A 26,428-nucleotide genomic window follows, 5' to 3' on the forward strand; every position below is an offset into this window, starting at 1 on the left:
CGCGTACGCGTGTCTTGCCACGCTGCGAAGCGTCGTTCCTACCTCTGAGTGTGCTTAACCTGTTAAGTGCGCAGTCCGTGCCGGATTTCACGGAGCGTTTCGCTTGAGCCAGTATTTCTCCGGGCGCGGTTGTTAACCAAATCGGAATTGTGACCGCTCAAATTTTGAGCAAGGGCGACCAACGCCGAGGGCAGCTGACAATGATTTGGCTGCGCATTTCCCTGGAAAGCGTGCCCCATGTTGAGCCTCATTCAGAATTTGCGAATTGGAACCAAGCTGGCGATGACGTCGGCACTCTGTATCGTTCTGGTCCTTGCCATGAACGCCAGTCAGTTTTCAGGTAACCGCAACGTGCGTCATTCCAGCGAAGCCGTACTCGTCCAGCAGGAGCTGGCGCGGGATGCAGTCGAAGCCAAGCTCTGGCTGCGCAGCATGCAGCTCAGTGTCCGGGACATCCGGCTCGCCAACAATCCAGGTGAACTGCAAAAGTCGAACGACGCTCTTGTCGAGCGATCGAAGTCGCTGGGCAATCTGGCGGAAGGAATGCTCAAGCTGTCCCAATCCGCCGAGAACCGTGCGCGCATGGAGAAGCTCAAGAGCCTTTCCGTCGATTATATGAAGGGCGCGCAGCAGCTCGCGTCTCTTCGCGGCGAGATCATCGCCGCCACCAGCGCAGACGCCAATCGCGTCGCCAGGCTCACCGAAGAGACGGCGCGTATCTCGCGCGAGGTCACGTTGCCGATAGCCAGCGCACTGGACGCGATCGCGAGCGAGATCGCCGAGTTTGCCAAGCACAGGAGCGGTGAGGAAACGGCAAATTCCGTCGAGCAGATGGCGTTCAGCGAACGGGTTGGATTGCTTGTCGGTGCCGGCGCCGTGCTTATCCTCATCGGTTCGTGGCTGATGTCGTTCCTGACCATCGCGCGGCCGATCCGCGTGCTCACGATCGCCATGGACAAGCTCGCAGGCGGGGATTTTTCCGTGGTGCTGCCCGGGCTCGGCCGCAAGGACGAGGTCGGTGGGGTCGCCGCCGCCGTCGAGAAATTCAAGCTCGTGTCGGAGCAGAAGGCGCGCGAGGAGGCCGAGGCCAAGCTCCGGCAGGACCAGGCCGCCGCCGCGCAGCGCAAGGCCGAGATGCACAAGCTCGCAGACGGCTTCGAAGCCGCGATCGGTGAGATCGTCGATACCGTGTCATCGGCCGCGACCGAACTCGAAGCTTCCGCCTCGACGCTCACCGCGACCGCCGAGCGGGGGCAAGGGCTTGCAACGATGGTCGCCGCGGCCTCTGAAGAGGCTTCCACCAACGTGCAGTCGGTGGCCTCGGCGACCGAAGAGCTGTCGTCGTCGATCACCGAGATCAGCCGCCAGGTGCAGGAATCGGCGCGGGTCGCGAGTGAGGCGGTCAGTCAGGCCCGTATCACCACGGATCGCGTCAGTGAGCTGTCCCAGGCGGCGACGCGGATCGGCGACGTGGTCGAGCTGATCAACACCATTGCCGGCCAGACCAATCTGCTGGCTCTCAACGCCACGATCGAGGCGGCGCGCGCCGGTGAGGCCGGCCGCGGATTTGCAGTGGTCGCCTCCGAGGTGAAGGCCCTCGCCGAGCAGACTGCGAAGGCAACCGGCGAGATCGGCCAGCAGATTGCCGGCATCCAGGCGGCCACGCAGGACTCGGTCAGCGCCATCGGCGCCATCAGCGACACCATCGAAAAGCTGTCCGAAATTTCGTCCACCATCGCGGCAGCCGTCGAGGAGCAGGGCGCGGCGACACAGGAGATCTCCCGCAACGTGCAGCAGGCGGCGGAAGGCACCCATCAGGTCTCCTCCAACATCACCGACGTGCAGCGCGGGGCGGGCGAGACCGGGTCGGCCTCCTCGCAGGTCCTGGGTGCCGCGCAATCGCTCTCCGGGGACAGCAACCGCCTCAAGCTCGAAGTCGGCAAATTCCTCGACACCGTGCGCGCCGCCTGACGGCGGCCGTCTTAGCCATTCATCCGCCGACTGCAACCGCCGCGCGAAGTCGCGCGGCGGTTCGCACGCGTCTCGTCGAGATATCGTGCTGCGAATGGCCGCACGGTTAACCTTCCGGAAAAGCGACGCAGTCATGATCTCCGGAATTTCCCGGGCGTCTTGTCGCCCTCCCTGTATTGCGTATCGAGCGTATTGGAGCACATTCAATGAGCGGCCCTTCCATTCGCCTCACGCACAAGGTCATGGCGATCGGACTGTTCGGACTGTTGGGTCTCGTCGCCTTCGGCGCCATCTACGAGGTCGGCAGCCTCTCCCAGGACGCCTCCCGCGATATTGCCAACCGGGCTCGTGCGATCGCCGACCTCGACAAGCAGCTCTCGATCGAGATGCTGGAGGCCCGGCGCAACGAAAAGAATTTCCAGCAGCGCCGCAACGAGAGCTACGCCAGGGCGCATGCCGAGCTGATCGGGCCGATCAACCGCGACTTTGACGAGGTCGAGCGGCTGATGACGGCCGGCGGCATGAGCGCGCTGTCCGAGAAGATGAAGCAGGCGCAGGACGGCTTCAAACGTTATGCATCCGAGTTCGGCAAGCTGGTGGCGGCCGAGACCAGGCTCGGGCTGAACGAGACGCTCGGCCTGTCCGGTTCGCTTCGGAGCGCCGTGCATGAGATCGAGGTCAAGCTGAAGGAGATCGACGATCCCAGGACGACGACCTGGATGCTGATGATGCGCCGGCACGAGAAGGACTACATGCTGCGGCGCGATCCAAAATACATTGCAGAAGTGAAGAAGGCCGGGGCCGAGTTCACCAAGGCCTTGGAGGTGGTCGCGATCTCCGAGAAGGTGATGAACGACATCACGACCAAGCTGCAGAAGTACCAGTCCGAATTCGCGGCATGGGCCGAGACTGCACAGCAGAGTGCGGCCCTCGATGCCAGCATGATGAAGACCTTCCGCGAGCTCGAGCCCGCCATGGTCGAGGTGCGCACCGCCGTCGATGCCATGTACAAGCAGGCCGACGCTGCGGAAGCCGTAACGCGCGATGCCGTGCGGTTGTGGATGATGATCGCCTTCGCCTTCACCGTCGTCGTGCTCGCGCTGGTCGGCTTCTTCCTCGGACGTTCGATCTCGAAGGCGCTGTCCAGCATGGTCGGTGCGATGACGCGCCTTGCGCGCGGCGAACTCTCGATCTCCGTGCCCGGCGTCGGGCGCAAGGATGAGATCGGCGAGATGGCCGGCGCGGTCGAGGTGTTCAGAACCAATATGGCGGAAGCCGAGCGGCTTCGTGCCGAGCAGGCGGAAACGGACGCGCGCGGGCGCGAACAGCGCAAGGCCGACATGCGGCGCCTTGCCGACGGGTTCGAAGGTGCGGTCGGGGAGATCATCGAGATCGTGTCGTCGGCGGCGACCGAGCTCGAGGCGTCCTCCAACACGCTGACGCAAGCTGCCGAGCGCGGCAACGGGCTCGCCACGGCCGTGGCGGCTGCCTCGGAAGAGGCGTCCGCGAACGTGCAGTCGGTCTCGGCCGCCAGCGAGGAGATGACAACCTCTATCTCCGAGATCAGCCGCCAGGTACAGGAATCGGCGCGCGTCGCCGACGTCGCGGTCGAGCAGGCCGAGCGTACCAATGTGCGCGTCGCAGAACTCGCAAAGGCGGCCTCGCGTATCGGCGACGTGGTCGAGCTGATCAACACCATCGCCAGCCAGACCAACCTGCTGGCGCTGAATGCCACGATCGAGGCGGCGCGGGCGGGCGAAGCCGGCAAGGGCTTTGCCGTGGTTGCGACCGAAGTGAAGGCGCTCGCCGAGCAGACGGCGAAGGCCACGGGCGAGATCAGCCAGCACATCGGTGCGATCCAGACCGCGACACAAGACTCGGTCGGCGCGATCAAGGAGATCGGCGATACCATCGCGCGGATGTCGGAAATCTCGTCGACCATCGCCGCGGCGGTGGAAGAGCAGGGCGCAGCAACGCAGGAAATCTCCCGCAACATTCAGCACGCCGCGCACGGCACCTCGGACGTCTCTGCCAACATCGGCGACGTCCAGCGCGGCGCCGGCGAGACCGGGGCAGCCTCGGCGCAGGTGCATTCGGCCGCACAATCACTCTCGCAGGAAAGCAACCGGCTCAAGAGCGAGGTGGCACGCTTCCTGGAGTCGGTGCGGGCTGCGTGAGACCTCGCTCATCCGGACTCCGGAAGTGAAAACGGTGCGCTGGTGTGGCGTCGCGGGATGTCTGCTGCGCTGCAACGCGTGATTGCGGAACATATGACGGCGGCGACAGCGATTCCGTAGTTTCACGTAGGTTCCTGTTAACGCCTGTTTGCAACTATGAGCGCAATCTTACGGGATAAGAACCAGCCAGCATTGTTGGAATGACCCCGCCCTGTCGTCCGTCGTGACGATAGCGGCGCAGGCAAGTTGTGCGTTGCTAGGTATCAGCGGGATTTATCGTGATGTCGAAGTTGTCGATCGTCTTCAAGCTTCTGACCGTGTTGTCGGTCCTGGTGCTCTCGCTCGCCGGTGTCGGCGTGACGGCGATCGGCACCATGCAGAATATCAACTCACACACCGTCGAGATCGCGGAGAGCTGGCTGCCCAGCGTGCGCGCGCTCGGCTCGCTTCGCGCCGACATCAACGAGCTGCGCGTCGCGCTCCGCCTGCACCTGATGCAGGACACCCCCGAAGGCAAGGAGGCGGCCGAGAAGCGCCTTGCATCGCTCCAGACGCGCATCGACCAGACCCGCAAGGTCTACGAGCCGCTGATCACCAGCGCGGAAGAGCGCTCGCTGTATCAGCAATGGTCCAAGGCATGGGCCGAGTATCTGAACGGCGTGCAGGACGTCATGGCGATGTCGCGCAAGAGCCCCGGCAAATTCCCGACCGACGCCAACGAGCTGTTGCAGACCAAGGTCGCGAAGATGGCCCAGGCCGCAGATCCGCTGCTCCAGAAGGGCATCGAGATGAACAACCGCGGCGCGGAGCTCGAGACCAAGCAGGCGGCCGACAGCTACGCCATGATCTTCCGCGTGCTGGTCGGCATCATCGTGCTCTCGGTCGTGATCGCGATCGGCGCCGCCTATTATCTCGTGCGCGACGTCTCGCGTGGCATCGCTTCGATCATCACGCCGATGCAGTCGCTCGGCGAGGGCGATCTCGCGGCCGAGGTGCCGCATCGCGGCGAGAAGACCGAGATCGGCTCGATGGCGGATGCGCTCCAGATCTTCAAGGAGGCGCTGATCGCCAAGAAGGCCGCCGACGAGGCGGCTGCGGCCGACGCTGAAGCCAAGATCGAGCGCGGCCGCCGCGTCGACGCCATCACCCGCAAGTTCGAAGCCATGATCGGCGAAGTCGTCGGCACCGTTTCGGCGGCCTCGACCGAGCTCGAGGCGTCCGCAACCACGCTGACCAATACGGCGCAGCGCGGGCAGGAGCTTGCCACGGTCGTCGCTGCTGCGTCCGAGGAAGCCTCCACCAACGTCCAGGCTGTTGCTTCGGCTTCGGAGGAGCTGTCGTCCTCGATCACCGAGATCAGCCGCCGCGTGCAGGATTCGGCGCGGATGGCCGCGGAAGCCGTCGAGCAGGCGACGCGGACCAATGACCGCGTCAACGCGCTGTCGCAGGCGGCATCGCGCATCGGCGACGTCGTCGATCTCATCAACACCATCGCGGGCCAGACCAATCTGCTGGCGCTGAACGCCACCATCGAGGCCGCGCGCGCCGGTGAAGCGGGCCGTGGCTTCGCGGTCGTCGCGTCCGAGGTCAAGGCGCTGGCCGAGCAGACCGCGAAGGCGACCGGCGAGATCGGGGCGCAGGTGTCGGGCATCCAGTCCGCAACGCAGGAATCCGTCAGCGCCATCCAGGAGATCGGTGGCACCATCGAGCGGCTCTCCGAGGTGTCGGCCGCCATCGCGGCCGCCGTCGAGGAGCAGGGCGCGGCCACGCAGGAGATCTCGCGCAACGTCCAGCAGGCCTCGGTCGGCACGCAGGAGGTCTCGTCGAACATCACCGATGTGCAGCGGGGTGCGATCGAGACCGGCGAGGCTTCGGGCGAGGTGCTGTCGGCCGCGAAGTCGCTCGCGACGGACAGCACGCGTCTCAAGGTCGAGGTCGCGCAGTTCCTGGATTCGGTCCGCGCGGCCTGATCTTCAACTCCCCGCCTGCGGAGCCGGCGGCGGCGCGACCTGCCGCCGGAACAGGATGCGCTGGTAGAGCCAGCCGATCGCCACCAGCACGACACCGAGGCACATGAACGACAGTGCGCGGTAGACGCCTGTCAGCGTCGACATGTCGATCACGAAGGCCTTCAGGATCGTCAGCGCGATGACCGCCGCTGACGCCAGCCGCGCGCGTTCCGAGTTGACGAGGATGCCGACCCCGAGCAGCACCACGCCGAAGCCGAGCCAGCCGATCGAATAGGTGTATTGCTCGGCGCCCGTCGTCGGGCCGGTGGAGAGGATCGGGCCGTGATAGAAGCGGCGGATCTCCAGCGTGACATAGGCGAGCGCGAACACCAGCGCGCCGCCGGCGATCGTGTTGGCGTAGACCTTGCCGCGTTCGCCCGCCACCGCATAGGAAAGCAGCAGCATCAGCACTGCCGGCAGCGCGTAGCCGAGCAGCAGCAGGTTGAACACGGCGCCGCCGACGTCGGTGCGCCAGATCAGCGGGTTCTCCAGGATCAGGAGGCCGAACACGCTGATGAGGCCGGCGATCACCGTGAGCACGACCGCGCCGACATTGTGCACGATGCTGTGGCTCCGCAGCCGCAAACGCTCCAGCCCGATCGCCATCGCCAGCGTGATGCAGACTTGCAGCGCGAATTCCAGCAGGGACGGCGCGTCCGTCATGTTGCCGCCGGTCGCGAGGTGCCGGATCTCCGTGAAGGCGAGCAGCGCGGTGAACAGGATCGCGGCGGATTCAACCACGCGCAACGGCGGGTCGTCCGCGCGGCGGCGCAGGAAGATGCTCGCGCCCCAGAACGAGGCCGCCGGCAGGCCGTAGCCCCACAGCAGCCAGTTGAAGATCGGCGTGGTGCCGACGGCCTCGCCGACGATGCGCGGATCATAGCCGATGCGCGCGGTGACGATGGCGGCGAAGACGGCCGCGAGCCGGCGCAGCACCGGGATCGGCCGTTGCAGCGAGATCCAGGCGGTGCCGAGCGACATCAGCGCCAGCGCGATGGTCAGCCAGCCCTTTTCCAGCGCAAAGGTCAGCGCCAGTGCCAGCGCGCCGAGCGTGCCGGTCGCGAACAGCGCGACCGAGGTTGCAGCGCCCGGCCGGTCTTCGCGGCGCGAGAGCGATTCGGTCGCAGCACCGAAAGCGGCGGCCAGCAGCACCGCGAGGATCGCGAACGGGATCGAGCGGTCGAGATGGGCGATGCGGGCGTAGAGCGCAACGAGGATCGCGATCGGCGTGGCGACACCCGCGGCCGACCACACGACAGGAATGATCGCCGAGTTCGAGCGGCCCTGGGCAAGAAAGCCCGCGATGCCGAAGCCGGCGGCGAAGATCGCGGCCAGCACCAGATGCAGCGTGACCGAGCCGTCGGTCGCGACCGGTCCGACGCCGGGCATCGGGCCGCCCGGCAGCACCAGCATGTCGGGATTGGCGCGCACCGCCCATTCGGCGAACACGATGAAGACGGTCGCCGCGGCCGCGCCCAGCGCGCCCGTAGCCGAGGGCGCCCGCCACGCCACGAACAGCGTCCCGCCGACCAGAAGCGTGAACGCGATCAGTGCGAGATCGGCATGCGCGCTCGACAGCACGATCAGCATCGCGCCGAACAGATAGGCGCCGAGCGAGCTCGACGACACCGGCTCGATCTCGCCGTCCTCGATATCAGGGCCGAACATGAAGCCGCAGACGACGAGCAGCGCGGCCAGCACGAAGCCGGCGATGACATGGAAGGCATGCGGCGCGACCTGTATCCTCCCGGTGTCGAGACCCGGGAAGATCCAGAGCACGGCGAAGGCGATGGTCGTGACCGCCAGCCAGCGCCACAGCCGGATCCGGGCGAGACCGAAGCTCGCGGCGGTGACGATGGCGAGATAGATGTAGAGCGCCCAATAGTCCGGCTTGCCGCTGGAGACGAGGATCGGCGTCACGAACGCGCCGACCACGCCCAAGCCGGCGAGCGCGGGCCCATGCAGGAGCGCAGCCGCAAGCGTGCACATCGCGACGATGCCGAGCAGCACGAAGGCGGTTGCAGGTACGAGGAAGCCGTAGAGTGCGTAGGCGGCATAGACGGTCGCGAACGCCACGGCCGTGCCGGCCGCGGTGAGGATCGCGGGAATGTTGGCGATCGGCAGCGCGGCGATGCTGGAGATGCTTTCCTTGCGCCGCGACCATTCGCCGGCGCCCAGCAGCGCCGTTGCGAACAGGCCGCCGAGGAACACGCGCACGCCGGGGCCAAGCAGGCCGGCCTCGATCGAATAACGCACCATGAAGAAGCCGCCGAGCGCGAGCGCAAGGCCGCCGATCCACACCACCCAGCGCGTACCGAGCCGCTCTTCGAAGCCAGGCTCCGGTGCTGGCAGCGATGGCGGTGTCGCATCGGCCTCCGTGCTCGCCGCAAGCGGAGGCGGCGCAACCTCTTCGGTGACGAGTGGAGGCGGTGCTGCCTCGGCTTCCGGCGCGAGCGGCGGCGGTTCGGCGGCCGTCGTCGCGGGCGCTTCGGCCGGCACTTGCGCGGGCATCAACGGCGGCGGCTGCACCACGCGCCGTTGCGCATAAAACATCTCTTCGAGCGCGTTCAGCTTGCGCCGCAGCTCGGCCGCCTGGCTGGAAGCCTTGATCGCGATCAGGATGGCGATGATCGCAATGATCAGCGCAAAGACGTCAAATGGACCGTCGAACATGCAGCCTCCAGGCAACCGGCGGGCAGGGGCCGGTCGCGAATCCTAAAATCTAGCGCCGGGAGCGAACGCGCAAGCCGGGCGCGGGCCGCTCCTGGAGCACGTCGCGGCGGAAGCGGTAGAGCGCCGCCGGGCGTCCGCCCGTCTGTGTCGACATCACCCCGGTCGGTTCGACCAGGGCTTCGGTTTCGACCAGGCGACGGAAATTTTGTTTGTGCAGGTGCCGGCCGGAGATCGCCTCCACGGTGTGCTGCAACTCAGTGAGTGTGAACTCGGCGGGCAAAAGTTCAAACACCACAGGACGATACTTCAGTTTTGCGCGCAGCCGCGCGATTCCCGTGGCGAGAATCCGGCGGTGGTCGAAGCGCATCGAGGTGCCGAGCGCGGGAAGCGTCCTGCGCGCCAGTGCCGCAGGACGGCCGTCGCGGCGGGCCTCCTCGATCAGCCCGGCCTCGTAGAGCAGCTCGTAGCGGTCGAGCACGCGCTCCTCGTCCCAGGGCGCGCCGTCGAGGCCGAAATAGAACCGCACGCGATCCTTCCGCGGCAGCGCGCGCGTGGTCTCCGGCGTCTCCTCTTCAGCCCAATTCGTCAGCGCCGGAATGATGTCGCGGGCGATGATCGCGGGCGGCTCCTCGCGCCAGTCTTCCCAGGGCAGGAAGCGATACCATGGCTCGAAGCTCGCGCCATCAGCGGCAAGCTCGCCGCCGACGGCACGCGTCAGCGCGAGATATCCGATCGACACCATATGCGCGCCGGTGTCGCCGGCCTCGGCATGGCGGCCGCGGTCGCCAAACGTATAGAGCTGCTCGACATAGCCGAGCCGCAGGCCCGCCTGTTCCTCGACCCAGGCGCGCAGTCCGATCTCGAACGTGCGATGGCTCAGCGCATCGAACGGGCCGAACGGCAGGCCGGAGAGCCCGTCACTGCCGCGCGCGGTGAGGATCAGCGGCTCATGATCCTCGATCGCGACGATCGCCGCGGTCAGGCCGATCTCGATCGGCGTGAGGAGCTTATCGCTCATGCGGTCACGATCGCAGATGTCGCGAGAGGGATATGTCGGTTGATTGAGCTGATCTCGCCGCGGGCTCGCTGTAACCTCTCCCGCTTGCGGGAGAGGTCGGCGCGTAGCGCCGGGTGAGGGCTTTCTCCTCCAGGCGATTGTCCCGTTGTCGAGAGACCCTCTCCCCAACCCCCTCCCGCAAGCGGGAGAGGGGGCGCAGTCCCGTCGGGGCTGCTAATCGACTCCCGTATCATTCGAGCTCGATCACGAAGGGGCGGCCCTCGACCATCATCGCGCCCGGGCCCATCTCGTCGAGCGCGCGCAGCATGCGGCCGTTGCGACCCAGCGCGCGGTCGGCGAGGCCGACGATGCGCCGGTTCGGCGAGGCGATCGGCGAGGCCGCGCGGATTTTCCTGGCGATCTCGATCTCGTCGCGATCCGGATTGAGCGCGCAGACGGCCGCGAACGCACTCGCGGTCGAGCGGCTGATGCCGGCATAGCAATGAACCACCAGCGGCGCGCTGCGGTCCCAGCCCCGCACGAAATTCAGCACCTGGTCGACATGCGTCTCGGAGGGCGCGACGAAGCCGTCCATCTCCTCGGTGATGTCGTCCATCGACACCTTGAGATGGTTGGCCGGCAACACCGACACCGGCCGCGCGACCTGCTCGACATTGGCCATCACGGTCAGCACGTGGCTGGCCTTGGTGAGGCGCACGGTTTCGGGCAGGGCGGCGAGGGAACAGACGTGGATCATGGCGGACCTTTTTCTTGATTATAGCCGCGGCCGCAGGGTGGGAAAAGACGCATCGCGCCGTGCCCACCATTTCGCAATCGCGCGAGTCGCGCTCAGTTTGGTGGGCACGCGTCGTTTTGCCCACCCTACAATGGGATGATGCTACGCAAACACCGCACCGAACCGCTCCAGAAACTGCTTCTCGGCCCGTGCCGCAGTCCACGGCGTGAGATAGTCGCGCCGGACGCTGTCGGAGAGACCGGGATCCTTGCCGAACAGGCGCTTGGCCTCGGCATCGCTGAAGCCTGCAAGCTCGGTCGCCTCCAGATAGGCGGCACCGCGATCGGCGGCCTTGATGGCCAGCGTGATCTCATCGGGCAGCGACGGCGGCAGGCCGAAGCGGATGTGGATGGCACCGAGCAGGCGCTTCTCCACCGCCTTGTAATTGCCGGCGAGCACGGCCTTGAACGGCGAGATCATGTCACCGATGACATATTCGGGGGCATCGTGCAGCAGGGCCGCGAGCCGCATGCGCTGGTCGACGCGCGGCATCTCGTGCCGCAGCACGGTCTCGACCAGCAGGGTGTGCTGCGCGACCGAGAAGATGTGCGCGCCGGTGGTCTGCCCGTTCCAGCGCGCGACGCGCGCGAGCCCATGCGCGATGTCGGCGATCTCGACATCGAGCGGGGAGGGATCGAGCAGATCGAGGCGCCGGCCGGACAGCATGCGCTGCCAGGCGCGGGATTCCGCGGCGCCTGCCGTTTTCTTCGCGCTCATTTGGCCTTGAGGCGCAGCTTGCGCTGCGTCTTGCCGCAGCTTGCATGGCAATGGCAGTCGACGAGATGGTCGTTGACCATGCCGGTCGCCTCCATGAAGGCGTAGACAATGGTCGGGCCGACGAACTTGAAGCCGCGCGACGACAGGTCCTTGGAGATCTGCGCAGACAGCGGCGTCGAGGCCGGCACGCTCGCGGTGGTCTTGAAATTGTTGACCTTGGGCTTGCCGTCCATGAAGTCCCAGAGCAGCTTCGAGAAGCCCGGCCCCTTCTCCATGATATCGAGATAGGATTTCGCGCTCAGGATCGCGCCGTCGATCTTGGCGCGGTTGCGCACGATGCCGGCGTCGTTCATCAGCGCGTGGACCTTCTTGTCGTTGTAGCGCGCGATCTTCTCCGGCTGGAAATCGTCGAACGCTTTGCGGAAATTGTCGCGCTTGCGAAGGATCGTGATCCAGGAGAGGCCGGCCTGAAAACCGTCGAGGATCAGCTTTTCATAGAGCGCGCGGTCGTCATACTCAGGCACGCCCCATTCGGTGTCGTGATAGGCGACATAAACCGGATCTTCGCCGGGCCAGGGACAGCGCGTCTTTCCGTCGGGATGCAGGCGGGGGGCACGGCTCATGCGATCGGCTGCTTTACGGGAATGCGGACGACGTCCGGTTCGGCGAGCCTCACCGCAAGGCCGCCGGCGGTGAGCGGCTGGCCGGCATCGAGCGCATCGGCGACGCGGTCGATGCGCACCAGCGCGATGCCTTTGCCTTTCGCCGATGAGCCCATGGTGCCGACGGACTTGTCACCGGCCATCACGCTGACGCCGAGTTCGGGCGAGTGGTCCTCCAGCAGCACCTTCACGCTGCGGGTGCGCGCGGTGCCGCGATGCTGCATGCGCGAGACGACTTCCTGGCCGACATAACAGCCCTTGTCGAAATCGACGCCGGCAAGGCGGTCCATGTTGGTCTCGTGCGGGAACGCATCGCTGTACATGAAATCGAGCCCGCCACGCGGCACGCCGAGCGCGATGCGGTGCGCCTCGTAGTCGGCGGCATCGACCAGCTCGGCACCGATCAGGTCTGACAGCTTCTGCTTGAGGTCCTCGGGGATCAGGATGCGCGTGCCGAGCGCTTCGTTGCGCGGATCGGCGAAGGCGAGGTCCGGCTGAGCCGCGGGCTGGCCGTCCCAGGCCGCGAGCACGCCGAGATCCAGGCTTTCCACCGTGACCTTGGCGCGCAGCTTGTAGAATTTCAGCTTGGTGGCGAGGCCGTCGGCCAGCGCCTTCGGACAGTCGATCAGGAACCCGCCGCCGTGGCCGGCGGGCACTTCCGTGATCAGGAAATCCACGATGATCTTGCCCTGCGGCGTTAGCAGCGCGCCGAATCGCCCCAGGCCCGGCTTGAGCCTGTCGACATCGGTCGTGATGAGGCCGTTGAGGAAGCTGCGCGCATCCTCGCCTGCGACCTTGATCACGCTCCGGTCGGGAAGAAACGCTGATTTCATGCGAAAATCTCTTGCGACATGGTGCTCCGGAACGTAAGCCCGCAAGGCATAAACGACAAGACCTCAAGCCCTGCGCTTGGGGATGAGAGAGGCCCCATGACCCAGCGTTTCGATGTGATCCTCAAGGGAGGCACCGTAGTCAACCAGGACGGCGAGGGGGTTCGCGATATCGGCATCACCAACGGCCGCATCGCCGAGCTGGGCCCACTGTCGCAGGCCTCCGCGGCCGAGATGATCGACTGCAAGGGCCTGCACATCCTGCCCGGCGTGATGGACACGCAGGTGCATTTCCGCGAACCCGGGCTGGAGCAGAAGGAAGACCTCGAGACCGGCTCGCGCAGCGCCGTGATGGGCGGCGTCACCGCCGTGTTCGAGATGCCGAACACCTCGCCGCTCACGGTGACGGAGGCGACCTTCACGGACAAGGTGAAGCGCGCGCATCACCGCATGCATTGCGATTTCGCCTTCTTCATCGGCGGCACCCGTGAGAATGTGCAGGACCTGCCGGTGCTCGAACGCGCGCCGGGCTGCGCCGGCGTGAAAGTGTTCATCGGCTCCTCGACCGGCGCGCTGCTGGTGGAGGATGACGAAAGCCTGCGCCGCATCTTCCAGGTCATCCGCCGCCGTGCGGCGTTCCACGCCGAGGACGAATACCGCCTCAACGAGCGCAAGCCGCTGCGCATCGAGGGCGATACGCGCTCGCATCCGGTCTGGCGTGACGAGACCGCGGCGCTGCTGGCGACTCAGCGCCTGGTCAAGCTGGCGCACGAGACCGGCAAACGCATTCACGTGCTGCACATCTCGACCAAGGAAGAGATCGAGTTCCTGCGCGACCACAAGGACGTCGCCTCCTGCGAGGCGACGCCGCACCATCTCACGCTGGTCGCGCCCGAATGCTACGAGCGGCTCGGTACGCTGGCGCAGATGAACCCGCCGGTGCGCGGCGCCGATCATCGTGCCGGCATCTGGCGCGGCATCGAGCAGGGCATCATCGACGTGCTCGGCTCCGACCATGCGCCGCATACGTTGGAAGAGAAGCAGAAGACCTATCCGGCTTCACCCTCCGGCATGACCGGCGTGCAGACGTTGGTGCCGCTGATGCTCGATCACGTCAATGCCGGCCGCCTGTCGCTGGCAAGGTTCGTCGACCTCACCAGCGCCGGTCCCGCGCGTCTCTACAACATGGCCTGCAAGGGCCGCATCGCCGCCGGCTATGACGCCGACTTCACCATCGTCGACCTCAAGCGCAGCGAGACCATCACCAACAAATGGGTGGCGTCCAAGGCCGGCTGGACGCCCTATGACGGCGTGCGCGTCACGGGCTGGCCCGTCGGCACCTTCATCCGCGGCCGCCGCGTGATGTGGCAGGGCGAACTCGTGACGGCCTCGCAGGGCGAGCCGGTGCGGTTTCTGGAGACGCTGAAGCAGTAACGAATTGGGCTGCGCCGTCTACTCCGGCGTCATGCCCCGCGCAGGCGGGGCATCCAGTACGCCGCGGCTTCTCGGTTCGATCACAGCCGCCTCTGGAATACTGGATTGCCCGCCTTCGCGGGCAATGACAGAGTGCGAGGGAGCGCAAGCTCAAATTGGGAGAGAACGATGTCCCAGCCGACACCCCTCATCACCACCGAGCAACTCGCAGCCCACCTCGGCGATCCCGATCTTCGCCTCTATGATTGCACGACCTACAACGAGCCTGTCCCACCCGGTAGCGACATGCCCTATCGCGCCGTCCCCGGCGACAAGACCTTTGCGGCCGGCCACATCCCCGGCGCCGATTTCCTCGACCTGCAAGGCGAGTTCTCCGACACCTCCGCGCAACAATTCTTCATGATGCCTGGCGTCGCTCAATTGGAAGCCGCCTTCGGCCGCCACGGCGTCGATGCGTCCAAGACCATCGTGCTCTACAGCATCGGCACCATGATGTGGTCGACGCGGTTCTGGTGGATGCTGCGTTCGCTCGGTGTCGATGCGCGTGTGCTCGACGGCGGTCTCGACAAATGGAAGGCCGAGGGGCGCCCGCTTGAGACCGGCGCACCAAAGGGCTATCCAGCCGCGACCTTCAAGGCCACGCCGCGCGCGGGCTTCTTCGTCGACAAGAGCGCGGTGAAGGCGCGGATCGGCGATCCCTCAACCGTGATCGTCAACGCACTCGGGCCGCAATTCCATCAAGGCCTGGAGCCGAGCCGCTACGGCCGGCCCGGCCGCGTTCCCGGCAGCGTCAACGTTCCCGCGGCCACGCTCGCCAACGCCGACAAGACACTGACGACGTCGGCCGACGCCGAAGCGAAATTCGCCGCAGCGGGCGTCACGCGCGACAAGAACGTGATCCTGTACTGCGGCGGCGGCATCTCGGCGACGATCGACCTGCTGATGCTGACGCAGCTCGGCTACGACAAGCTGACGCTCTACGACGCTTCCATGGGTGAGTGGGCGAGGGATCCGTCGCTGCCGATCGAGACGGATTAAGGCGCGCATTCCTGCTCGCGGCGGGAATAACTCCCGGCCATCGCGAGACTAATGCTTGGCCGGGGGATGCGGCTTCCGTGCGATAAACACGTCAGACTTCGCGAACGTATTGGTCAAATCCTGTTCGCAAGGTCATTCATCCGTAGACTGGCCCCGCCCGCGTGGCGGGGTCATTTTCGGAGTGTGATTATTGCCGGGAAATGTCGATCGAGAATTCGCCGTTGCGGATGCGGCCGGGAAAGCCCTCGACGAATTTCGCCACCGCGTCCTCGCCATAGGTGCCGACGAGCTCGGCAAATGCCGCAAACAGGCTCGCCTGCGCCAGGCAGTCGCCGTCGACGCCTTCATGGCGTGCTTCGGCCCAGGCCTCGTTGAGATAGCTCAGTGCTGCCTGCTTCTGCTCGTGATCGGGCAGCGGCGCGCGGTCGGGGGCGTATGAAATCGGCTGGCTCATGAAACTCGATCAGGGCTGGGGCGCGATCCACGGCGATGCGCTGTGCAAGAGGTGTAGCACGCGTATTAACGCCCGCTAGGCCACATCTTTAGGAACGGTTAACGGCTGTGAACAAAGTCGATGACAGGGTTCCGGCGTGTGTGTTCGAACGCCTGTTCCTCATGGTGAGGAGCGTGCGAAGCGCCCGTCTCGAACCATGCAGGCCCCGCTGCTGCAGCCGGGCCTTTCATCCTTCGAGACGTGCGTTTCGCGCTCCTCAGGATGAGGATTTGCTGTTCAGGGCTTGGCCGACAGAGAGAGAGCTCAGTTCGCGTAGCGCGCCGTGAGATCACGCGAGATCTTCGAGCCTTCCTCGATGTAACGGCGGATCGCCACCGTCGCGGCCGGCGTGCAGCTCCGATAGGTCTGCTGGAAGCCGTTATAGCCGCGGTTGAAGCCGGCGATCATACGGGTGCGGCGCTCGCCCGAGGGGGTCTCGGCATCGATCAGCGCCTGCATCTCGCTGCGCCATTTGTTGCCCTCGTTGGTCCCGCAGATGGCGCGCAGATAGTGCAGGCCGCCGAGAATCTCCGCCAACCGCTGCAAATCGGCGTCGAACGGCGCCGCCACGTCCTGCGCCCTCGTGGGCGCGGAGGCGCAGGCGAGAATCAGGACAAAAATGGCCAGAAATCGCGTGGACATCGGCGGCGTGTATGCCGCGTCGAGGCGGTGGACGCAAGGCGACGTTAGGGGCGCAGTGAACGTGCGCTCCCTCTCCCGCTTGCGGGGGAGGGTGGGGAGGGGGTGTCTCCGCGGGCGATAGCCCCCAAGAGGAGAAAGCCCTCACCCGCCGCGCTCTCGCGCGTCGACCTCTCCCGCAAGCGGGAGAGGTGCAGCGGAGTTCGCCGCACACGATTACGCCTCAATCAGCCGGTGGGCTGACTGGATGATCTCCTCCAGCCCCCCGGTCATCTTGAGGCCGCCGAGGCTGCCCAGAGCGTCCGGGGCGATCCAGCGGTAATCGTCGAGCTCGTCGTTCAGAACCGGCTCTTTGGCCACCCAGCGGGCGGCAAAGGACATGATGAGATAATGGCCGGCGCCGGGCGTGGCCGGCAGCACCTCGCGCCAGCCAGCGAGGCCCACGATCTCGATGGCAAGCCCGGTCTCCTCGTCGACCTCGCGGGCAAGGGCCTGGTGCAGCGATTCGCCGAACTCGACCCGGCCGCCGGGCAGCGAATAGAAGCCCTTGGCGGGCGAGCGGGCGCGGCGGGTCAGCAGCACCTTGTCGTCGCGGAAAATGGCCGCGCTGACCGCGATCTGGGGACGGGTGGGCTGGACGACCGCCGACATCTCTTCAACGATCCTGTCTTCAAGTACCCTGGCTCAGTTCGACATGATGGTGTCGACGTCGGCCTCCGCGCCGCCATTGATGATGCCGCCGCAGGCGGCGATCAGCGGCTTGACCCAGAGGCTCGCCTGCTCGGCGAGGCGGACGCGGGTCGTGTCCTTTTCGACCTCGCGCATGGCCGAGCCGACCGCTGTCAGGATCGAGGTCATGGTGTCGGTGATGTGGTCGAACTGGGAGCGCACGCTCGGCTCGGCCTTCTCATAGGCTTCGATGGCCAGATCCCGTGCCTTGAAATTCGACGCCGTGAAATGCTCGGCATAGGACAGCGGCGACCAGGTCAGGAAGTCTTCGGCGCATTCCGGCATGTCAGGCACCATTTCCAGCAGCATTACGGCTTCATTGAAATGGTTGAGATAGTCAGTGGCAAGCCCGGTCCGCGGGTTGATGTTGGCCACGCGCAGCCGCTCGGCCCAGGCGGCAGCCTCGGGGCCCGTCTGTACATGCGTCCGCGCGGGGGAGGCCGTTGAGCTCATCTGCCGCAGTGTTAACGTTCGGGGTTAAAAGGACCTGAACGGACCCTATATAGACGCCTCAGGATGTGTGGACGCTTCGTCATAACTTCGGCCCCCGCGGCTTTACGGCAGCTATTCGGCTACATCGAGCAGCCGAATTTCCCGCCCCGGTACAATGTCGCCCCGACGCAACCGATTCCGGTCGTGTTGGTCGAGAATGGCGCCCGCCATTTCCGCCTGATGCGCTGGGGCCTGCTGCCGGGCTGGGTCAAGGACCCCAAGGGATTCACGCTGCTGATCAACGCCCGCTCCGAGACGGTGCTGGAGAAGCCCGCCTTCAAACGCGCGATTCGCCGGCGGCGCGGGCTGATCCCGGCCGACGGCTACTATGAGTGGAAGTCGGTCGACGGCCGCAAGCAGCCTTTCTACATCCACCGCGCCGACGGCGAGCCGCTGGGATTTGCCGCTCTGTTCGAGACCTGGGCGGGGCCGAACGGCGAGGAGGTCGACACGGTCGCGATCGTCACGGCGGCGGCGGGCGAGGACCTCGCGGCGCTGCATGACCGCGTGCCCGTCACCATCAGCCCGCGCGATTTCGAGCGCTGGCTCGACATCAGGGGCGACGAGGTCGATGCGATCCTGCCGCTGATGACTGCCCCACGGATCGGCGAGTTCGCCTGGCATCCGGTCTCGACCCGCGTCAATCGCGTCGCCAATGATGATGATCAGCTGCTGTTGCCGATGAGCGCGGAGGAGATGGAAGCGGAGGCAGAAGCGGCAAAGCCGAAGAAGATCGCGCGGAAGGCAGCGGCGTCGTCAGACGACGGGCAGGGGTCGTTGTTCTAGTCGCGCTGCCGCCACACACTCCGCCGTCGTCCCGGACAAGCGAAGCGCAGATCCGGGACCCATAACCACAGGACAACGTTTGGCGCGAGCTGGTCACCACTAGTCTTCGTCAAACACGATCCTGTGGTTATGGGTCCCGGGCTCGCGCTGCGCGCGCCCCGGGACGACAGTGTTTGTGAGGCGCCGCTCTAAACAATCTCCCGCGCCTTCAACGCCGCAATCTCCGCGGCATCGAAGCCGAGTTCGCCCAGCACCGCATCCGTATCCATTCCCAGCTCCGGCGCCATCCGGTCCAGCCGGCCGCCGCCATGGGCGAGCTTGAATCCGCTGCCGGCGAAGCGCAGGCGGCCGTAGGGCGTATCCAATTCCTGGATCGCGCCGCGCGCCTTGATCTGCGGATGGTCGATGACCTCCTCGACCTTCCAGATGCTGGCGCAGGGCGCGCCGGCATCTTCCAGGATCGTCTCCCATTCGCGCGCGGGCCTGGCCGCCAGCGCCTCTTCGATGATGGCGCGTAACGCCGGCTCGTTCTCGTTGCGCGAAAACCAGTCGGCGAAGCGCGGATCGCTCAGCGTGTCCTCGCGGCCGAGCGCGGACATCAGCGCGCGGTATTGCTTCTCGTTGTTGACGGCGAGCAGGATGTGGCCGTCACCGCATCTGAACAAATTCGCCGTGGTCCTGCGGCTCACCGCCTGGTTGCCTGACAGCTGCTGGTGATGGCCGGCGACCGACCAGTCCGCGATCTGCCCCGACAGAAACGCCATCGTCGCCTCCAGCATGGAGACGTCGATCAGCTGGCCCTTGCCGGTGCGGTCGCGCTGGTAGAGCGCGCTCGACACACCAAAGGCAGCCGTCGCGCCCGAGAGCACGTCGCACACCGCAAAGCCCGCGCGCGTCGGCCCCGTCTCCGGGTGGCCGGTGATGGCCATGATGCCCGAGAGAGCCTGCATCTTGCCATCGTAGCCAGGGCGCAGGCGATCCGGACCGGTCTGGCCGAAGCCGGACACGGCGCAATAGATCAGTTTTGGATTGATTGCGGACAGCGCCTCATAGCCGATGCCGAGCTTGTCCATCACGCCGGGGCGGAAATTCTCCATGACGACGTCAACCTGCGCGGCAAGCTTCTTCACGATCGCGATCGCCTCGGGCTTCTGCAAATCGAGCGTCAGGCTGCGCTTGTTGCCGTTGATGGCCTGGAACGCCGGCGCGAGGCCACGTTCCGCCCATTCGCGCGAGAGCGGCGTGCGGCGCATGTCCTCGCCCTCGCGCCGCTCGACCTTGATGACGTCAGCCCCCAGCAGCGCGAGCTGGTAGCTCGCATAGGGGCCGGCCAGCACTTGCGTGAAGTCCAGGATCTTCACGCCCTCGAACGGTCGTGTCACGTCGCTCTCCCCTTTTATTCATTGTTGTCGGAGGACGTCAGGCGGCGCGGTTGCCGCGCGCGATCTCCTTCTGCTTGTCGAATTCGGCGCGGCGGCGTGCCAGCTCTTCCGGCGACAACTGCGCGACGTTGTTGTAGTCGAGCTTCCAGGAGGCGTCCTCGCTCCAGCGCAGCGGCGACTGCATCGTCGTCTGCGGACCGCTTGCGGTCTCCAGCAGCCGTAGCGCAAGTTCAAGGGTCTGCGCCTGCGAGGCGATATCGTGCGGCTTGCCGGCGGAATTGCCGAGCGGGAAATCCGAGAACAGGAAGCGCGGCACGGCGGCGTGCTCGATGATGTCCTTGGCGCAGCCCATCACCACGGTCAGAATGCTGTTGGCCTCCAGATGCCGCGCCACCAGTGCGGTGGTCTGGTGGCAGACCGGGCAGTTCGGCACCAGCACGGCGACGTCGACCGCATCGGCGATGCAGCGTGCCAGAATCTCCGGCGCGTCGGTGTCGAGCGTGACGCGATGGCTGCGGTTGGTCGGCGCGCCGAAGAAGCGCGGCGCGACTTCGCCGATGCGGCCGGCGGCGCTTGCCTTCAACAACTGCGGCAGCGGAAACCAGCTGCCGTTGTCGGTCGCCGTGGTGTGCTTGCGGTCGTAGCCGATGTGCGAGATGCGAAGATCGTGCGCTTTCGACGTGTCGCCGTCATAGACCTGATAGAACTTCGCGCCGCCATTATACGCCGCGCCCGGCCCCTGGTCGCCCTTGGTCGGATCGAAGGGTGCGGCCGTGGTGATGATGGTCACCCGGGATTGTGCCAGCGGCTTCTTCAGCGGCTGGAACGGCGCCTCGGTGTAATGCGCCCAGCGATACGCGGTGGTGTAGCCGATCGCGGTGTAATAATCCCGCGTGCGCTGCATATAGGGAACGGGAGCATCATAGTCGGGCGCAAAGCCGAATTCATCGTCGCGCGAAGCGGACATGGGCGCGTCTCCTGGTTCTTGGTTAGGGCCAGACTAGAGATAGTTTTGGGGTTGCTCAACGGGGGCAGGGAGGACGCAGGCCTGAATTGCAGATGGGGATGGTGCGGCGCGGGCGGTGCCACTTACCCTCCCCCTCCAGGGGAGGGTAAGCAACCTACCTGAACACATGCAGCGCGGCGTATTGCAGCAGCATGATCGCCTTGGCGTCGACGATCCGTCCGTCGGCGATCATCGCCAGGGCCTCGTCGATGCCGAGCTCCAGCACCTCGATATCCTCGCCCTCGTGCTCGAGCCCGCCGCCGTCGCTGACCCGCATCGAAGGCTCGTATTCGGCGACGAAGAAATGCAGCTTCTCGGTCACCGCGCCCGGGCTCATGAAGGCCTCGAACACTTTTTCGACGTGGTGCAGGCGATAGCCGGTCTCTTCCTCCGCTTCGGCACGAATGCGGACCTCGGGCGAGGCGTCGTCCAGCACGCCGGCGGCCGCCTCGATCAGGAGGTCGTCATAGCCGCGGATGAACGCCGGCAGGCGAAACTGCTTCACCAGGATCACCGTACGCTGCGCGCGGTTATACGGCAGCACGGCGGCGGCATTGTCGCGCTCATAGGTCTCGCGGTGCTGCGTCTGCCATTCGCCGCTGGCGCGCCGGTAGTCGAACGTCGTGGTCTTCAGGGGCGTCCAGTTGTCCGAGAGCACGCGGACGTCCTTGATGCGGACGCGATCGGAAATGGTCATTGCTGTCTTCCGGGTAAGAACTAATTGGGCGAGCGGCCGTCGAGCCACTTCTGGAACATCACCGAGGTGGATTCCTCGAACCCCAGCGACTGGTAGAATGCATTGGCCTGTGCGTTCTCGCGGCGGACGAGAAGCTGCAGCTTTGCAATTCCCGCACTCCGCAGCCAGTCTTCCGCCGCGGCCATGATCACCCGGCCATAGCCGCGCTTGCGGATGTCGGGATCGACCGCGACGTAATAGACCCAGCCGCGATGGCCGTCATGGCCGACCATGACGGTGGCGACGAGCGTGCCGGCCTCGCGGCCGATCAGGATCGTCGAGTTGTCGCGGCGCCGCGCCAGCGCGATGTCGGCATGCGGATCGTTCCAGGGCCGCGTCAGGCCGCAGCGCTGCCACAGCGCGACGACGTTCTCGACATCGGTATCTGCAATCGCATCAATCGCAAGAGCGCTCACAGCACCTTCCCCGGATTCATGATGCCGTGCGGATCGAGCATCGCCTTGATCGCGCGCATCAGCTCGATCGCGGTCTTGTCCTTGACGTCAGGCAATTCGTCGCGCTTGAGCACGCCGATGCCGTGCTCGGCCGAGATCGAGCCGCCCATGCGCAGCACGATCTCGAACACGACGGCGTTCATCTCGTGCCAGCGCGCGAGATAATCCGCGGTGTCGGCGCCGATGGGCTGGCTGACATTGTAGTGCAGATTGCCGTCGCCGAGATGGCCGAACGGCACCGGCCGCGCACCCGGGATCAGCTTCACCACGGCGGCGTTCGCTTCCGCGATGAATTCGGGCACGGCCGCGATCGGCACGGAGATGTCGTGCTTGATCGAGCCGCCTTCGGGCTTCTGCGCCGACGACATCTCCTCGCGCAGCTTCCAGAAGCCGTTGCGCTGGGTGAGGTTGGCCGCGATCACGGCGTCGTCGACGATCTCCTCCTCCATGGCGCGGGCCAGGATCGTCTCCAGCGGCGTGCGGGCGTCGTCGCCGGGGGAGGACAATTCCATCAGCACGTACCAGGGATGCTTGTCGGCGAGCGGATCGCGCACGTCGATGCCGTGGCGCACGGAGAAATCGACCGCCATCGCCGAGAGCAGCTCGAAACTCGTCAGCGCGTTGGCGGCCTCGCTCTGCGCGATGGTCAGCAGGCTCAAGGCTGCCGCCGGCGATTTCAGCCCGACATAGGCGGTCTCGACCGACCGCGGCTTCGGAAACAGCTTCAGCGTCGCCGCCGTGATGATGCCGAGCGTGCCCTCGGCGCCGATGAAGAGGTTGTGCAGATTGTAGCCGGTGTTGTCCTTCTTCAGCTTCGACAGCACGTTGAGCACGCGCCCGTCGGCCAGAGCCACCTCGAGCCCCAGCGCCATCTCGCGCGCGACGCCGTAGGCGAGGGCTGCGGTGCCGCCGGCATTGGTCGAGAGATTGCCGCCGATGGTGCAGCTCCCCTCGGCGCCGAGCGACAGTGGAAACAGCCGGTCCACGTCGGACGCCTTCTGCTGCGCGATTTGCAGCACCACACCCGCTTCGCAGGTCATGGTGTTGGAGGCAGTGTCGACCTCGCGGATCTTGTCGAGCCGGCGCAGCGACACCACGACTTCGCCATTGTGCGGTGTCTGGCCGCCGACGAGCCCGGTGTTGCCGCCCTGCGGCACCAGCGCGATCTTATGTTCGGAGGCGAGCTTGCAGATCGCGGACACTTCGGCGGTCGAGCCCGGGCGCAGCACCAGCGGCGAGCGGCCGTGGAACAGATTGCGCTCCTCGGTGACATAGGCCTGGATGTCGGCCGCGTCGGTGATCGCGTGGCGCTCGCCGACGATCTTGCGGAATTGGTCGATCAGCTCGGGCGCAAGCGGAGGGGTAGCGGATTGATTGATGTTCATTGTCTCTTCTTCCACTCTTGTCTCTTGCGCATGATCTTATCGGAAAACCGCTGCACACTTGTCCGGATCATGCGCTATCTCGCGACTGCCGCGCGGCGCAGCCGGTCGTTGATCGCTTCACCCAATTCTTCTTCGGGGATCGCCATCACGGCGATCGCCCGCGGGCTCCTCGCATCGAGGGCGCGAAGATAGCCGAACAGATTGGCGGCGGCTTCATCGAGATCAGCCGCGGGCGACAAATTCATGACAGCGGCGGCGGCATCAATGCCGGGCAGGCGCCGAGGGCCGAACGCCAGCAGCGCTTCGCCCGGCGCGACGTCCTGCGCATTGAGCCGCACATGGGCGCGCGGCGCGTAATGCGAGGCCATCATGCCCGGCGCCAGCGGCTGGCTGTCGTCGCTCCCGGCCTCCACCGGCGGCCGCTCCAGGGTCAAGCCGAGCACCGCTTCGATCCGCTCCCGCGACAGCCCGCCGGGACGGAGCAGCATCGGTGCGTCGAAGCAGCCGACAATGGTCGATTCGACGCCGACCGCGACCGGCCCGCCATCGACGATCAGGTCGATCCGTCCCGCAAGGTCGCTTTCCACATGGGCCGCCAGCGTCGGCGAGACATGGCCGGAGATGTTGGCGGACGGCGCCACCACGGCCCCGCCGAAGGTGCGCAGGATCGCCTCCGCCACCGGATGGGCGGGAATCCGGATCGCGACGGTGTCGAGGCCCGCGGTGGCGAGATCGGCCACCGGGCAGTTCTCCGTCTTCGGCACCACCAGCGTCAGCGGCCCCGGCCAGAATGCCTCGGCCAGCTTCAGGGCGCGCGCGTCGAACCGCCCGATCCGCCGCGCCGCTGCGAGGTCGGCGACATGCGCGATCAGCGGATTGAAGGCCGGCCGACCCTTGGCGGCGTAGAGATGGGCAATCGCGGCGGCATTGGCGGCGTCCGCGCCGAGCCCGTAGACCGTCTCGGTCGGGAACGCGACCAGCCCGCCGGCGGCCAAAGTCCGGGCGGCGGCCTCGGCGGCAGCCGCCCCGGCCGGTAAAATCAGCGTTTCAAGACCCGTTTTCACAGGGACAAAATTCCTCATCTCGGCCGCTTGCGGTGCGTCAAACCCGACGCTATAAGCCGCCTTCTTGTCGGAGTGTGGCTCAGCCCGGTAGAGCACTGCGTTCGGGACGCAGGGGTCGCAGGTTCGAATCCTGCCACTCCGACCATTCTTCCCAAAAATCGACGTTTTCCAGAGGCTTGGCGGACCGGCCGCCAGCGCCTCGGAATCTCTTTTTGCAATGATTTAGGGCGCGGGTCCACGGCCGATTTGGGTCGACAGGGCGGCTTGCCGCTGCGACATGGCTTGTCATGCGCCGGCATCGACGGCATCGACGGTCCGGCGATGTGCGGTAGGTCAGAGGACGCGCCCAAGCAACGACAGCCACGATCTTCACGAACGATGTCCGGCGCATGCGGCGCGGATGGATTCGAATCGACCATCGGCTTCGACGCGTCCGAATTGGCCTCATGAACCGCCGCGGCCGATCAAACGCATGCGCTCGGCATAATCGGTTGCCCTCCGGTCAGGCTGACGGCTAGATGAACCGACAGCCGATCGCGCGTTCGAGAGCGCGCTTGGCCAAAAACAAAAACAGGGCTGGAAATCATGAACAAGACCATCGTCGCGCTCGTTGCAGCTTTCGGCTTCGCGGCTTGCGGGTCGGCATGGGCCGCGTGGCCGGACGACAAGCCGATCGAAGTCGTCGTTGGCTTTGCCCCCGGCGGCGGCACCGATGTCATGGCGCGCAAGCTTCTTCCCTTTGTCGAGCGCGCTCTGGGCGGCAAGGCGAAATTTGTCGTCCTCAACAAGCCCGGCGCCGGCGGGGAGATCGCGTTTGCCGCGATCGCGCGCGCGGCGCCCGACGCTTATTCCATCGGCGTCGTCAACGTGCCGGGCTACAACTTCCTGCCGATGACCCGCAAGACCCAATACACCACGGATGAAATCCGGCTGGTCGCACGGGTCGTCGAAGATCCCAACGTCGTCGTGGTGCCTGCGGAAAGCCGATTCAAGAATCTGGCGGATGTCATTGCCGCATTGCGCAGCAAGCCGGGCTCGGTGACGTTTGGTCACAATGGTGCCGGCACGAACGGTCATCTGGCCATCCGCATGCTCGCAGCGGTGGCGAAGGTCGAACCCAACGAAATCTCCTACCGGGGAACGGCGGCGCAGCGGACCGATCTGCTGGGCGGGCATCTGGACGTCGGGATGGTCACTCTCAGCGAGATTCCCGAACTGCATGGCACCAACAAGGGGCCGCTTCGCGTCATCGCGATCCTGTCGAAGAAGCGCTTTGCATCGTTGCCCGACGTTCCGACGGCAGAGGAGGTGGGCTTTCCGGTCACGACGACGGCGGAACGCGGCTTCGCAGTCCCGAAGAGTGTCCCGGACGACATCGTCAAGAAGCTCGAAGCCGGGATCGCCGAGGGCTTGCGTCATCCAGAGTATTTGACCGGCTCGCCCGGGGACGAACCGGTGATCGCCTTCTTGCCCGGTGCCGAGTGGCAAAAGCGCCTCGACGAGATGTCCGCGGCTTTGCGTCCTTACGCCGAGGAGATTCGAGCAAACGAGCAGAAGTGATCAATCCTGCCATAGCCGGCGGTCGTCGCGCGACTACCGCCGCGCCACCAGCACGCCGACCATGAACGCCACCATCAGCGCCGGCAGCGGCGCCTCGCGCACCATGCCGCGAACGATGTGCGTCCAATGCTGCTCGGGTGCGAGTTTCGGGGACCTGATTTCAGGCGCCGGCGTAAGGCCCCATTCCGAGGCGAGTTCGGAGATCTCGCTCGCGGCCAGTCGCACGCCGTCGCGAACGCGGAAGATGGCGGCGTCCGCGCGTTCGCGTGGCGCCAGCAGCATCAGCGTCGTGACCGCCGTGCGCAACGTCATCTCGCCATAGCCTTGCAGCCTGACCGATTCTTCGGGGTCGGATGTCATGCGAAATCCCTCACAGCGCGAAATGGCGCGCGATGGT

General features: G+C 65.9%; 24 protein-coding genes and 1 tRNA gene. 8 read left to right on the forward strand and 17 right to left on the reverse strand.

The window, feature by feature from the left end; translation table 11 throughout:
• The first annotated feature begins 237 nt into the window (after positions 1–237).
• From AB7532_RS08520 to AB7532_RS08530, 3 genes are all read left to right on the forward strand, one after another.
• The gene (locus AB7532_RS08520; protein ID WP_441234355.1) at positions 238–1,971 is read left to right on the forward strand and encodes a methyl-accepting chemotaxis protein; all 1,734 of its coding nucleotides are present in this window, start codon (positions 238–240) and stop codon (positions 1,969–1,971) included.
• A gap of 206 nt (positions 1,972–2,177) precedes the next feature.
• Positions 2,178–4,148 carry a methyl-accepting chemotaxis protein gene (locus tag AB7532_RS08525; RefSeq protein WP_441234356.1) on the forward strand — a complete coding sequence of 657 codons (1,971 nt, stop codon included), beginning with the start codon at positions 2,178–2,180 and terminating at the stop codon, positions 4,146–4,148.
• Between the two features lie 281 nt (positions 4,149–4,429).
• Positions 4,430–6,118 carry a methyl-accepting chemotaxis protein gene (locus tag AB7532_RS08530; RefSeq protein WP_441234357.1) on the forward strand — a complete coding sequence of 563 codons (1,689 nt, stop codon included), beginning with the start codon at positions 4,430–4,432 and terminating at the stop codon, positions 6,116–6,118.
• 3 nt (positions 6,119–6,121) lie between these two features.
• Here the strand turns inward: AB7532_RS08530 and AB7532_RS08535 are convergent, their stop codons facing one another.
• The 6 genes from AB7532_RS08535 to ygfZ all read right to left on the reverse strand — a co-directional run bounded on the left by AB7532_RS08535 (position 6,122) and on the right by ygfZ (position 12,835).
• Positions 6,122–8,830, reverse strand: coding sequence for a DUF2339 domain-containing protein (locus tag AB7532_RS08535; protein WP_441234358.1), 2,709 nt, complete (start codon positions 8,828–8,830; stop codon positions 6,122–6,124).
• Positions 8,831–8,879: 49 nt separating this feature from the next.
• Positions 8,880–9,848 (reverse strand): NUDIX hydrolase, encoded by a 969-nt coding sequence (locus tag AB7532_RS08540; RefSeq protein ID WP_441234359.1) that lies wholly within the window; start codon positions 9,846–9,848, stop codon positions 8,880–8,882.
• 229 nt (positions 9,849–10,077) lie between these two features.
• Positions 10,078–10,584 carry a tyrosine phosphatase family protein gene (locus AB7532_RS08545; protein ID WP_441234360.1) on the reverse strand — a complete coding sequence of 169 codons (507 nt, stop codon included), beginning with the start codon at positions 10,582–10,584 and terminating at the stop codon, positions 10,078–10,080.
• 141 nt (positions 10,585–10,725) lie between these two features.
• The gene (locus AB7532_RS08550) at positions 10,726–11,340 is read right to left on the reverse strand and encodes a YfbR-like 5'-deoxynucleotidase (RefSeq protein ID WP_441234361.1); all 615 of its coding nucleotides are present in this window, start codon (positions 11,338–11,340) and stop codon (positions 10,726–10,728) included.
• Positions 11,337–11,963, reverse strand: coding sequence for a DNA-3-methyladenine glycosylase I (locus AB7532_RS08555; protein ID WP_441234362.1), 627 nt, complete (start codon positions 11,961–11,963; stop codon positions 11,337–11,339). The genes AB7532_RS08550 and AB7532_RS08555 overlap by 4 nt, the downstream gene beginning before the upstream one ends.
• Positions 11,960–12,835 carry a CAF17-like 4Fe-4S cluster assembly/insertion protein YgfZ gene (gene ygfZ / locus AB7532_RS08560; protein WP_441234363.1) on the reverse strand — a complete coding sequence of 292 codons (876 nt, stop codon included), beginning with the start codon at positions 12,833–12,835 and terminating at the stop codon, positions 11,960–11,962. Before ygfZ ends, AB7532_RS08555 begins: the two co-directional genes overlap by 4 nt.
• Before the next feature lie 96 nt (positions 12,836–12,931).
• On the opposite strand from ygfZ, the gene AB7532_RS08565 reads away from it, so the two are divergent.
• Both AB7532_RS08565 and AB7532_RS08570 read left to right on the forward strand, forming a co-directional pair.
• Positions 12,932–14,266 carry a dihydroorotase gene (locus AB7532_RS08565; RefSeq protein WP_441234364.1) on the forward strand — a complete coding sequence of 445 codons (1,335 nt, stop codon included), beginning with the start codon at positions 12,932–12,934 and terminating at the stop codon, positions 14,264–14,266.
• A gap of 168 nt (positions 14,267–14,434) precedes the next feature.
• Positions 14,435–15,304, forward strand: a complete 870-nt coding sequence (locus tag AB7532_RS08570; protein ID WP_441234365.1) for a sulfurtransferase — start codon at positions 14,435–14,437, stop codon at positions 15,302–15,304.
• A gap of 187 nt (positions 15,305–15,491) precedes the next feature.
• Here the strand turns inward: AB7532_RS08570 and AB7532_RS08575 are convergent, their stop codons facing one another.
• From AB7532_RS08575 to AB7532_RS08590, 4 genes are all read right to left on the reverse strand, one after another.
• Complete coding sequence (locus tag AB7532_RS08575) at positions 15,492–15,758, reverse strand: hypothetical protein (RefSeq protein WP_441234366.1); 267 nt, start codon at positions 15,756–15,758, stop codon at positions 15,492–15,494.
• Positions 15,759–16,061: 303 nt separating this feature from the next.
• Positions 16,062–16,439 (reverse strand): TIGR02301 family protein, encoded by a 378-nt coding sequence (locus tag AB7532_RS08580; RefSeq protein WP_441234367.1) that lies wholly within the window; start codon positions 16,437–16,439, stop codon positions 16,062–16,064.
• A gap of 213 nt (positions 16,440–16,652) precedes the next feature.
• Entirely contained in the window at positions 16,653–17,087 is a 435-nt protein-coding gene (locus AB7532_RS08585) for an NUDIX hydrolase (RefSeq protein WP_441234368.1), read from the reverse strand.
• A 33-nt stretch (positions 17,088–17,120) separates the two neighbouring features.
• Positions 17,121–17,618, reverse strand: coding sequence for a hypothetical protein (locus tag AB7532_RS08590; protein ID WP_441234369.1), 498 nt, complete (start codon positions 17,616–17,618; stop codon positions 17,121–17,123).
• Positions 17,619–17,681: 63 nt separating this feature from the next.
• Between AB7532_RS08590 and AB7532_RS08595 the strand changes: the two genes are divergently transcribed.
• A complete protein-coding gene (locus AB7532_RS08595; RefSeq protein WP_441234370.1) occupies positions 17,682–18,443 on the forward strand; it encodes an SOS response-associated peptidase in 762 nt (253 codons plus the stop codon).
• 188 nt (positions 18,444–18,631) lie between these two features.
• Here the strand turns inward: AB7532_RS08595 and AB7532_RS08600 are convergent, their stop codons facing one another.
• The 6 genes from AB7532_RS08600 to AB7532_RS08625 all read right to left on the reverse strand — a co-directional run bounded on the left by AB7532_RS08600 (position 18,632) and on the right by AB7532_RS08625 (position 24,471).
• Positions 18,632–19,825: a CaiB/BaiF CoA transferase family protein gene (locus AB7532_RS08600; RefSeq protein ID WP_441234371.1), complete on the reverse strand. Its 1,194-nt coding sequence runs from the start codon at positions 19,823–19,825 to the stop codon at positions 18,632–18,634.
• Positions 19,826–19,862: 37 nt separating this feature from the next.
• The gene (locus AB7532_RS08605) at positions 19,863–20,792 is read right to left on the reverse strand and encodes a glycine reductase (RefSeq protein WP_441234372.1); all 930 of its coding nucleotides are present in this window, start codon (positions 20,790–20,792) and stop codon (positions 19,863–19,865) included.
• 154 nt (positions 20,793–20,946) lie between these two features.
• Positions 20,947–21,528, reverse strand: a complete 582-nt coding sequence (locus AB7532_RS08610) for an NUDIX domain-containing protein (RefSeq protein WP_441234373.1) — start codon at positions 21,526–21,528, stop codon at positions 20,947–20,949.
• Positions 21,529–21,548: 20 nt separating this feature from the next.
• Positions 21,549–21,983 carry a GNAT family acetyltransferase gene (locus AB7532_RS08615; protein ID WP_441234374.1) on the reverse strand — a complete coding sequence of 145 codons (435 nt, stop codon included), beginning with the start codon at positions 21,981–21,983 and terminating at the stop codon, positions 21,549–21,551.
• A complete protein-coding gene (locus tag AB7532_RS08620) occupies positions 21,980–23,407 on the reverse strand; it encodes an FAD-binding oxidoreductase (RefSeq protein ID WP_441234375.1) in 1,428 nt (475 codons plus the stop codon). The genes AB7532_RS08615 and AB7532_RS08620 overlap by 4 nt, the downstream gene beginning before the upstream one ends.
• A gap of 74 nt (positions 23,408–23,481) precedes the next feature.
• On the reverse strand, positions 23,482–24,471 hold the full coding sequence (locus AB7532_RS08625) for an L-threonylcarbamoyladenylate synthase (protein WP_441234376.1): 990 nt from the start codon (positions 24,469–24,471) through the stop codon (positions 23,482–23,484).
• A 68-nt stretch (positions 24,472–24,539) separates the two neighbouring features.
• Here AB7532_RS08625 and AB7532_RS08630 point away from each other — a divergent pair.
• Positions 24,540–24,616: transfer RNA gene (locus AB7532_RS08630), tRNA-Pro, on the forward strand.
• A gap of 440 nt (positions 24,617–25,056) precedes the next feature.
• Positions 25,057–26,031: a Bug family tripartite tricarboxylate transporter substrate binding protein gene (locus AB7532_RS08635; protein ID WP_441234377.1), complete on the forward strand. Its 975-nt coding sequence runs from the start codon at positions 25,057–25,059 to the stop codon at positions 26,029–26,031.
• 33 nt (positions 26,032–26,064) lie between these two features.
• Here the strand turns inward: AB7532_RS08635 and AB7532_RS08640 are convergent, their stop codons facing one another.
• Positions 26,065–26,391 (reverse strand): hypothetical protein, encoded by a 327-nt coding sequence (locus AB7532_RS08640; RefSeq protein ID WP_441234378.1) that lies wholly within the window; start codon positions 26,389–26,391, stop codon positions 26,065–26,067.
• Between the last annotated feature and the right edge of the window lie 37 nt (positions 26,392–26,428).

The sequence above is a fragment of the Bradyrhizobium sp. 930_D9_N1_4 genome (assembly GCF_052076015.1).
Classification (GTDB): Bacteria; Pseudomonadota; Alphaproteobacteria; order Rhizobiales; family Xanthobacteraceae; genus Bradyrhizobium.

Excerpts from the sequence above, each read along its gene's own strand:
- AB7532_RS08520 (WP_441234355.1), top strand. The coding sequence starts at position 238 with ATGTTGAGCCTCATTCAGAATTTGCGAATTGGAACCAAGCTGGCGATG.
- AB7532_RS08525 (WP_441234356.1), top strand. The coding sequence starts at position 2,178 with ATGAGCGGCCCTTCCATTCGCCTCACGCACAAGGTCATGGCGATCGGA.
- AB7532_RS08530 (WP_441234357.1), top strand. The coding sequence starts at position 4,430 with ATGTCGAAGTTGTCGATCGTCTTCAAGCTTCTGACCGTGTTGTCGGTC.
- AB7532_RS08535 (WP_441234358.1), bottom strand. The coding sequence starts at position 8,830 with ATGTTCGACGGTCCATTTGACGTCTTTGCGCTGATCATTGCGATCATC.
- AB7532_RS08540 (WP_441234359.1), bottom strand. The coding sequence starts at position 9,848 with ATGAGCGATAAGCTCCTCACGCCGATCGAGATCGGCCTGACCGCGGCG.
- AB7532_RS08545 (WP_441234360.1), bottom strand. The coding sequence starts at position 10,584 with ATGATCCACGTCTGTTCCCTCGCCGCCCTGCCCGAAACCGTGCGCCTC.
- AB7532_RS08550 (WP_441234361.1), bottom strand. The coding sequence starts at position 11,340 with ATGAGCGCGAAGAAAACGGCAGGCGCCGCGGAATCCCGCGCCTGGCAG.
- AB7532_RS08555 (WP_441234362.1), bottom strand. The coding sequence starts at position 11,963 with ATGAGCCGTGCCCCCCGCCTGCATCCCGACGGAAAGACGCGCTGTCCC.
- ygfZ (WP_441234363.1), bottom strand. The coding sequence starts at position 12,835 with ATGAAATCAGCGTTTCTTCCCGACCGGAGCGTGATCAAGGTCGCAGGC.
- AB7532_RS08565 (WP_441234364.1), top strand. The coding sequence starts at position 12,932 with ATGACCCAGCGTTTCGATGTGATCCTCAAGGGAGGCACCGTAGTCAAC.
- AB7532_RS08570 (WP_441234365.1), top strand. The coding sequence starts at position 14,435 with ATGTCCCAGCCGACACCCCTCATCACCACCGAGCAACTCGCAGCCCAC.
- AB7532_RS08575 (WP_441234366.1), bottom strand. The coding sequence starts at position 15,758 with ATGAGCCAGCCGATTTCATACGCCCCCGACCGCGCGCCGCTGCCCGAT.
- AB7532_RS08580 (WP_441234367.1), bottom strand. The coding sequence starts at position 16,439 with ATGTCCACGCGATTTCTGGCCATTTTTGTCCTGATTCTCGCCTGCGCC.
- AB7532_RS08585 (WP_441234368.1), bottom strand. The coding sequence starts at position 17,087 with ATGTCGGCGGTCGTCCAGCCCACCCGTCCCCAGATCGCGGTCAGCGCG.
- AB7532_RS08590 (WP_441234369.1), bottom strand. The coding sequence starts at position 17,618 with ATGAGCTCAACGGCCTCCCCCGCGCGGACGCATGTACAGACGGGCCCC.
- AB7532_RS08595 (WP_441234370.1), top strand. The coding sequence starts at position 17,682 with ATGTGTGGACGCTTCGTCATAACTTCGGCCCCCGCGGCTTTACGGCAG.
- AB7532_RS08605 (WP_441234372.1), bottom strand. The coding sequence starts at position 20,792 with ATGTCCGCTTCGCGCGACGATGAATTCGGCTTTGCGCCCGACTATGAT.
- AB7532_RS08610 (WP_441234373.1), bottom strand. The coding sequence starts at position 21,528 with ATGACCATTTCCGATCGCGTCCGCATCAAGGACGTCCGCGTGCTCTCG.
- AB7532_RS08620 (WP_441234375.1), bottom strand. The coding sequence starts at position 23,407 with ATGAACATCAATCAATCCGCTACCCCTCCGCTTGCGCCCGAGCTGATC.
- AB7532_RS08635 (WP_441234377.1), top strand. The coding sequence starts at position 25,057 with ATGAACAAGACCATCGTCGCGCTCGTTGCAGCTTTCGGCTTCGCGGCT.
- AB7532_RS08640 (WP_441234378.1), bottom strand. The coding sequence starts at position 26,391 with ATGACATCCGACCCCGAAGAATCGGTCAGGCTGCAAGGCTATGGCGAG.